The sequence below is a fragment of the Mesorhizobium sp. M7A.F.Ca.US.005.03.2.1 genome (assembly GCF_003997795.1).
Taxonomy (GTDB): domain Bacteria; phylum Pseudomonadota; class Alphaproteobacteria; order Rhizobiales; family Rhizobiaceae; genus Mesorhizobium; species Mesorhizobium ciceri.
Window position 1 is genome coordinate 1 of sequence record NZ_RZRP01000581.1, and the last position, 4,068, is coordinate 4,068.

The 4,068-nt window shown below is 64.1% G+C and carries 3 protein-coding genes and 1 pseudogene; all 4 read left to right on the top strand.

Translation table 11 applies throughout. From position 1 onward, the window contains the following. Positions 1 to 927 (top strand): annotated as a pseudogene (locus EN991_RS26050) (ABC transporter substrate-binding protein); the annotation flags it as partial. 58 nt (positions 928 to 985) lie between these two features. Further along, positions 986 to 1,846, top strand: a complete 861-nt coding sequence (locus tag EN991_RS26055; protein ID WP_027161996.1) for an ABC transporter permease — start codon at positions 986 to 988, stop codon at positions 1,844 to 1,846. 1 nt (position 1,847) lies between these two features. Then, positions 1,848 to 2,648 (top strand): ABC transporter permease, encoded by an 801-nt coding sequence (locus EN991_RS26060; protein WP_127369846.1) that lies wholly within the window; start codon positions 1,848 to 1,850, stop codon positions 2,646 to 2,648. Further along, positions 2,645 to 3,721 (top strand): ABC transporter ATP-binding protein, encoded by a 1,077-nt coding sequence (locus EN991_RS26065; protein WP_127369847.1) that lies wholly within the window; start codon positions 2,645 to 2,647, stop codon positions 3,719 to 3,721. The genes EN991_RS26060 and EN991_RS26065 overlap by 4 nt, the downstream gene beginning before the upstream one ends. Positions 3,722 to 4,068: the final 347 nt, after the last annotated feature.

A 4,068-nucleotide genomic window follows, 5' to 3' on the forward strand; every position in this document is an offset into this window, starting at 1 on the left:
CCAGCTGGGGCGGCACCACGCAGGAAGCGCAGACCAAATCCTGGGCAGCCCCCTTCGAAGCCAGCTCCGGCATCAAGGTGCTGCAGGACGGACCGACCGACTATGGCAAGCTCAAGGCCATGGTCGACGCCGGCAATGTCACCTGGGATGTCGTCGACGTGGAAATGGATTTCGCCATAAAGGCCGCCAAGGACGGGCTGCTGGAGCCGATCGACTATGCGGTCGTGCCCAAGGCCGATCTTGACCCGCGTTTCAGCAATGAGCATGCCGTCGGCAGCTTCTACTACTCCTTCGTGCTCGCCTGGAACAAGGGCGCCGTCTCGGGCGAACCGACCGGCTGGGCCGACATGTTCGACACCAAGAAGTTTCCCGGAAAGCGGACCTTCTACAAATGGTCGGCGCCGGGCGTCATCGAGATCGCTTTGCTGGCCGACGGCGTGCCGGCGGACAAGCTTTATCCGCTTGATCTCGATCGTGCCTTCAAGAAACTCGACACCATCAAATCCGATATCGTCTGGTGGGGCGGCGGCGCTGAATCACAGCAGCTGATTGCCTCCGGCGAGGCTGCCTTCGGTCAGTTGTGGAACGGGCGTGTCTTCGCCCTCCAGCAGGATGGCACCGACGTCGGCGTCGCCTGGAAGCAGAACCACCGCCGCCGACGTGCTCGTCGTGCCGAAGGGCGCCAAGAACAAGGACAGCGCGATGAAGTTCCTCGCCGCCGCCACCAGCCCGACCGGCCAGGCGAAATTCGCCGAGGCAAGCGGCTATGCGCCCATCAACACCAAGGCCAAGGCGGAGATGCCCGCCGATGCCGTCAAGGCCCTGCCTGATGCCCATGTCGACGGCCAGATCAACCTCGACATGAACTACTGGGCCGAGCATCGCGACGAGATCGCCGCGCGCTGGTATGCCTGGCAGACCAAGTAACACCGTTGCAGACCGACGGGGCGCGGCTTGCGCGCCCCGTTTTGAACAGGACCGCTCGATGCAGGGAAGTTCTTTCAGACGCAGCTCGGTTGCCGGCCTGCCAGCCGGCAGCGGCAGCGCCTTGCCGGCCCTGCTTCTGGTTGGCCTGTTCTTCATCGTGCCGGTGGTTGCCCTGCTGCTGCGCAGCGTCACCGATCCCGAACCCGGCTTGCAGAACTACGCGGCGCTGTTCGGCAGCGACACCTATGTGCGGGTGTTCCTCAACACCTTCCTGGTCGCATCGGTCGTCACAGCCGTCACCATCCTGGTGGCTTTCCCTGTTGCCTGGATGCTGGCGATCATGCCGCCGGCCCCGGGCTCGATCGTCTTCGGCATCATCATTCTGTCGATGTGGACGAACCTTCTCACCCGCACCTATGCGTGGATGGTGCTGCTGCAACGCACCGGCGTCATCAACAGGGCGCTGATGGGGTTGGGCATCATCCATGAGCCGCTGCCGCTCATCAACAACCTCGCCGGGGTCACCATCGGCATGGTGTACATCATGCTGCCCTTCATGATTCTGCCGCTGGTCGGCACTTTACGCGCCATCGACCCTATGACGCTGCGCGCGGCCGCCCTTTGCGGCGCAAGCCCGTCCGAGGCCTTCCGCCGCATCCTTTTGCCGCTGTCGCTTCCCGGCATCGCCGCCGGAGGGCTGATGGTCTTCGTCATGTCGCTTGGCTACTTCGTCACGCCTGCCCTGCTTGGCGGCACATCGAACATGATGCTGGCCGAGATGATCGCCCAGACGGTGCAGTCGCTGCTCAACTGGGGGCTTGGAAGTGCGGCCGCCTTCGTCCTGCTTGTCGTCACCATGGCGCTCTACGCGATCCAGCTTCGCCTGGTCGGCGCCAGGCGCGCCGGCGGAGGGCTCTGACATGCTGCTCGACTATGACCGGCTCGGATGGCTGCGCGTGGCACTTGTCGGCTTCACGGCGGCAGTCGCGGCTTTCCTGTTGCTGCCGGTGGTCTTCATCGTGCTCCTGTCGTTCGGCTCGTCGCGCTGGCTCGCCTTCCCGCCGCCCGGCTGGACGCTGAAATGGTACCAGCAGTTGCTGGTTGATCCGACCTGGATCGATGCCGCGCTGACCAGTGTCCGGATTGCCGCCATGGCCGCCATCCTCGCCGTCGTCATCGGCCTGTTCGCCTCCTTCAGCCTGGTCAGGGGTGAGTTTCGCGGACGCCAGGTCCTGCGCGGCTTGCTGTTGATGCCGATGGTGCTGCCGGTCGTCGTGTTCGCCATCGCCATCTACGCCTTCTTCCTGCGCATCGGCCTTGCCGGCACCACGGTCGGCTTCGTCATCGCCCACACCATCCTGGCGCTGCCTTTCGCCATTATCCCGATCACTGCGGCGCTAGAGGGTTTCGACAAATCCATCGAGGACGCGGCCATAGTCTGCGGCGCCAGCCCGCTGCAGGCACGGTTGAGGATCACCTTGCCGTCGATCAGGATCGGCATCTTCTCCGCGGCGATCTTCTCTTTCCTGGCCTCATGGGACGAGGTCGTGGTGGCGATCTTCATGGCAAGCCCGGCCTTGCAGACCTTGCCGGTCAAGATCTGGGGCAGCCTGCGCGCCGACCTCAGCCCGGTCGTCGCCGCCGCCTCCAGCCTGCTTGTCGGCCTGACCTTGTGCCTGATGATCGTGACCGCACTCCTTCGCAGGAAAATGTCAAGATGACCCGGCCATTCCTGTCCATACGCGCGGTGAGAAAGACGTTCGGCGCCTTCGTCGCCGTCCATGACGTCACCATCGATGTGCCCAAGGGGGAGTTCCTGACGTTCCTTGGCCCGTCGGGTTCCGGTAAGTCGACGACACTCTACGCCATCGCCGGTTTCCAGGATCCGAGCTCGGGCGATGTGCTCCTGGAGGACAGGTCGCTGCTTTCGGTGCCGTCGCACAAGCGCAACATCGGCATGGTCTTCCAGCGCTACACGCTATTTCCGCATCTGAGTGTCGCCGAGAATGTCGCCTTTCCGCTGCGCGTGCGCCGCCGACCGGATGGCGAGATCAAGCGCAAGGTCGCCGACATGCTGGCGCTGGTGCGCCTCGAAAACTTCGCCGACCGCCGTCCGGGCGCGCTGTCGGGCGGCCAGCAGCAGCGCGTGGCGCTTGCCCGCGCGCTCGCCTACGACCCGCCGATCCTGCTGATGGACGAGCCGCTGTCGGCGCTCGACAAGAAGCTGCGCCAGGAAATCCAGGCCGAGATCCGCCGCATCCACCGCGAGACCGGCGTCACCATCCTCTATGTCACGCACGACCAGGAGGAGGCGCTGCATCTTTCGGATCGCATCGCTCTGTTCAGGGAAGGCCGCATCGAACAGATCGGTACTGGCGAGGATCTTTACCTCCGGCCGGCGAGCGAGTTCGTCGCCGGCTTCATCGGCAACTCGAATTTCCTGCCGGCTGAGCATTTGCAAACCGCAGATGGCGCATCGACGATCCGCCTGGCCGGCGGCTCGATCGTGACCGGCGTCAAGGCGACAACGTCGTTCGGCCAAGGCCAGAACGTCCGGCTGATGGTGCGCCCGGAAGCCTTCCGCTTGACGCCTACGCCGACAAGCGTGGCACTCGCCGTCGAGATCGTCGATACCGCCTTCTTCGGCGACCGACGGCGAGTAGTGGCACGCACGGCCGGCGGAGATGAGATCGACGTCAGGCCAACCTCTGACGCAGAGGTGGGCGATGGCACCGCCACATCAGGTCAGCGCATCTTTTTCGATCCCGCTTCGGCGTTCCTGTTCCCGGCCTGATGGCCGGGATTGCGCATGTCAAAGCGATTCCGTTGCGGAAAGAAAGTCCGCTTGTGAAAATGCGTGCTTAGAAGCTGTCAGTCCGCTTCAGGCCCCTTATCTGCCAAACAAAGTTGCTTACGGCTTAGCGAGAGGGTCAGACGCCTCTGGCTGGAAAGCTGTTCGGTTGCCATCGCACGCCTGCTGGTCTGCAGTCCGTTAACCACCCCGCCGACCAGTGTCCCTGGCCTGCGCGTTATGCATGCGGCACCTCTACCCCGAGCGCGTGCGGTGGCCGCTCTTGCTGCGATCGGCCGAGGCGTTTATGCAGGTGGAGGATCGACGCGAACAGCTGGACGTCGTGAGAC